The sequence below is a fragment of the Pararhizobium sp. P1_E7 genome (assembly GCF_056405855.1).
The window spans coordinates 1-2627 of the sequence record NZ_JBFUBH010000168.1 but is presented as its reverse complement, the minus strand read 5'-3'; the positions used below and the strand labels follow the sequence as shown (position 1 = coordinate 2627).

Here is a 2627-nt window from a genome sequence, read left to right as displayed (position 1 = left end):
GTCCAGCTCCGGATCAATCTTCTTTGAGCGGCTGAAACTCGCCCTTTCGGAAGTCGAGGCGGACTATGACGTTGTGATTCTAGACACTCCGCCGTCGCTCGGCTTTCTGACGTTGAGCGCGATATACGCTGCGACCAGCATGATCATTACGGTCCACCCGGCTATGCTGGACGTTGCGTCAATGAGCCAGTTCCTTCTCATGATGGGCGATCTGATTAGTGTTCTAAACGAGAGCGGCGCTCAGTTGGACCAGGACTTCATTCGGTATCTGGTCACACGACACGACCCCAATGACGCGCCGCAGTCGCAAGTCGTTGCGATGCTTCGGCACCTGTTCGGCTCCGATGTATTGTTGCCGACCGCCATTGAAAGCACCGCCGTAGAGGCAGCCGGCTTGGCGAAACGTTCGGTATATGAACTCGAATTGGGGCAGATTGGGCGCGATACTCACAAGCGTGCCCGAGAGGCGGTCGATGCCGTGAATGAGGCGATTGTTCACCTCGTCAATGACAGCTGGGGGCGGACATGAGCAAATCCCCTCGTAAGTCGATTGTCGCCAGCTTCGGGTTGCTTTCCGCGGAGCTGGAGAGTGATCAAGCTGCGGATCAACAGCAGCCGTCGCCGGCACCTGCCCCGGTTCCCGGGAATCGTGTCGGGGCGGGCGTGATCGGTGCTGCTCACCGAGCGATCGACGACATCCGAACAGAGCGAGATCGCTTGAAGGCTATCGTTGAGTCGGGTGGTGGTGCGGTTCGCGAGTTGGATCCGTCGCTCATCGACCCCTCCCCTTACCCGGACAGACTGCCGGACGATGACGGGACTAGCTTCGACGTGTTCAAGCGGTCGATCGAGACTGAGGGGCAAAAGGTTCCCGTCCAGGTTCGCAAACACCCTTCGTCGCCAGGTCGCTATCAGATCGTCTACGGTCATCGACGGTGGCTCGCGGCTATTCAGCTCGACAGGCCTGTTCGCGCTCTCGAAGTCGAGATTTCTGACCTCGACCTAGTTCTTGCACAAGGCATCGAAAACGCGGGGCGCCAAGACCTCACCTGGATCGAGCGCGCGCTATTTGCATCGCGGATGGATGATGCGGGGATCAAGCCTCGGCACATCTACGCTGCGCTTTCGGTCGAGGACGCAGAACTGGCTCGGATGCGGAATGTCTACAGGATCATTCCTCCGGACATCATCGAGGCCATTGGGCGGGCGCCAAGGATCGGGCGGCCACGTTGGCTCGATCTTGCCAAGACGGTTGCGGGCGACGCGGGAGCGCTCGACACCCTACGGACGGCGCTGGATAGGAAAGGCGATGCTGCTGAGACCTCCGATCAAAGGTTTCAGCGTGCATTGAACGCCATCAAGCCAGTATCGACTGGTCGTCGAGAGCCAAGCCCGATTACCGACAAAAGCGGGACAAAGCTCGGCGCCTTGTTGATGTCCTCGAAAGAGGTTCGAATTTCGGCCGAGGGCGCACTCGGGATTGAGTTTTTGAAGTTTGTTGAGGCGGAGCTCCCAGCGCTTACCGAGCGCTTTGCCCGTCTGCGAGAAAACGAGAAACCCTGACAGCTGTCAGGGTTTGGAGGTGAAGAAAGGAAGAACTGCAAAAGAAAAAGGCCCCCCAAACGTTGCCGTCGTGGAAGCCTCTCTCTCTGTGTGACAACTAGAGAATCGCATTTCCCCGAATCCCAGTCAAGAGTCTTTGGCACCGTAATTTGGTGAGCAGGTTTCTTTTGCCTTTTTTAAGGTGAAGAAAATGCAGATTGGAAGTGTGACGACGCCCTTTGGGCGGCGGCCGATGACGCTTGCCTTGGTCAGGCGGCAGATTGAGACACGCGAGATCAAGCCAGGCAAGTCGGCCGACAAATGGAAGGTCTTTCGGGATGCTTCCGAAGCGAGGGAGTTGCTTGGGCTACAGGATCGCAGCCTAGCCGTCCTAGACGCACTCTTAAGCTTTTATCCGGACAACGAATTGTGCCAAGATGCGCAGCTCATTGTTTTCCCGTCCAACGCCCAATTGACACTCCGGGCGCACGGTATCGCCGGCGCTACGCTTCGCAGACATCTGGCCCTTCTCGTTGAGGCGGGACTGATCGTGCGAAAGGACAGCGCGAATGGAAAGCGCTACGCCCGGAAGGACAAGGCGGGTGCGATCGATAGCGCATTCGGCTTTGATCTTTCACCGTTACTCATGCGAGCCGATCAACTCGCCATGATGGCGCAACAGGTCGTTGCCGATCGTTTAACGCTCCGGCGGGCAAAGGAAAATTTGACGATATGCCGGCGCGACGTTCGGAAGCTCATTTCTGCCGCGATGGAGGAAGGTGCGTCGGGTAACTGGGAAATCATCGAAGCGATGTACGTCAGTCTCGTGGGCAGGATTCCGCGCTCTCCGGCGCTCAGGGACGTCAATTCGATCCTGGATGAGATGGAGCTCCTCCAGCGGGAGATTGTCAACATCCTGGAAATGCAGCAGAATGACGAAAATACTAGCACCAATGGTGACCACATTGAGCGTCACATACAGAATTCAAATACCGAATCCATCTATGAATTTGAACCTAGCTCTAGAAACGAGCAGGGTGCAAAGGCGTTGGACGGTGATCGACCGCCGCGGGAGCCAGTTCGGA

The 2627-nt window shown here is 57.2% G+C and carries 3 protein-coding genes; all 3 read left to right on the top strand.

Annotated elements, in window-relative coordinates; all coding sequences use genetic code 11:
- A partial coding sequence (locus tag AC1D17_RS28435; RefSeq protein ID WP_477568556.1) for an AAA family ATPase occupies positions 1-529 on the top strand: 529 nt, incomplete at its 5' end.
- Positions 526-1563 carry a plasmid partitioning protein RepB gene (repB, locus tag AC1D17_RS28430; RefSeq protein WP_477568555.1) on the top strand — a complete coding sequence of 346 codons (1038 nt, stop codon included), beginning with the start codon at positions 526-528 and terminating at the stop codon, positions 1561-1563. The genes AC1D17_RS28435 and repB, both read left to right, overlap by 4 nt.
- 190 nt (positions 1564-1753) lie before the next feature.
- The coding region (gene repC / locus AC1D17_RS28425) for a plasmid replication protein RepC (RefSeq protein ID WP_477568554.1) at positions 1754-2627 on the top strand (874 nt) is incomplete at its 3' end.

What these genes read in the sequence shown, in the direction of transcription:
- repB (WP_477568555.1), top strand. Translation starts at nt 526, where the DNA reads ATGAGCAAATCCCCTCGTAAGTCGATTGTCGCCAGCTTCGGGTTGCTT.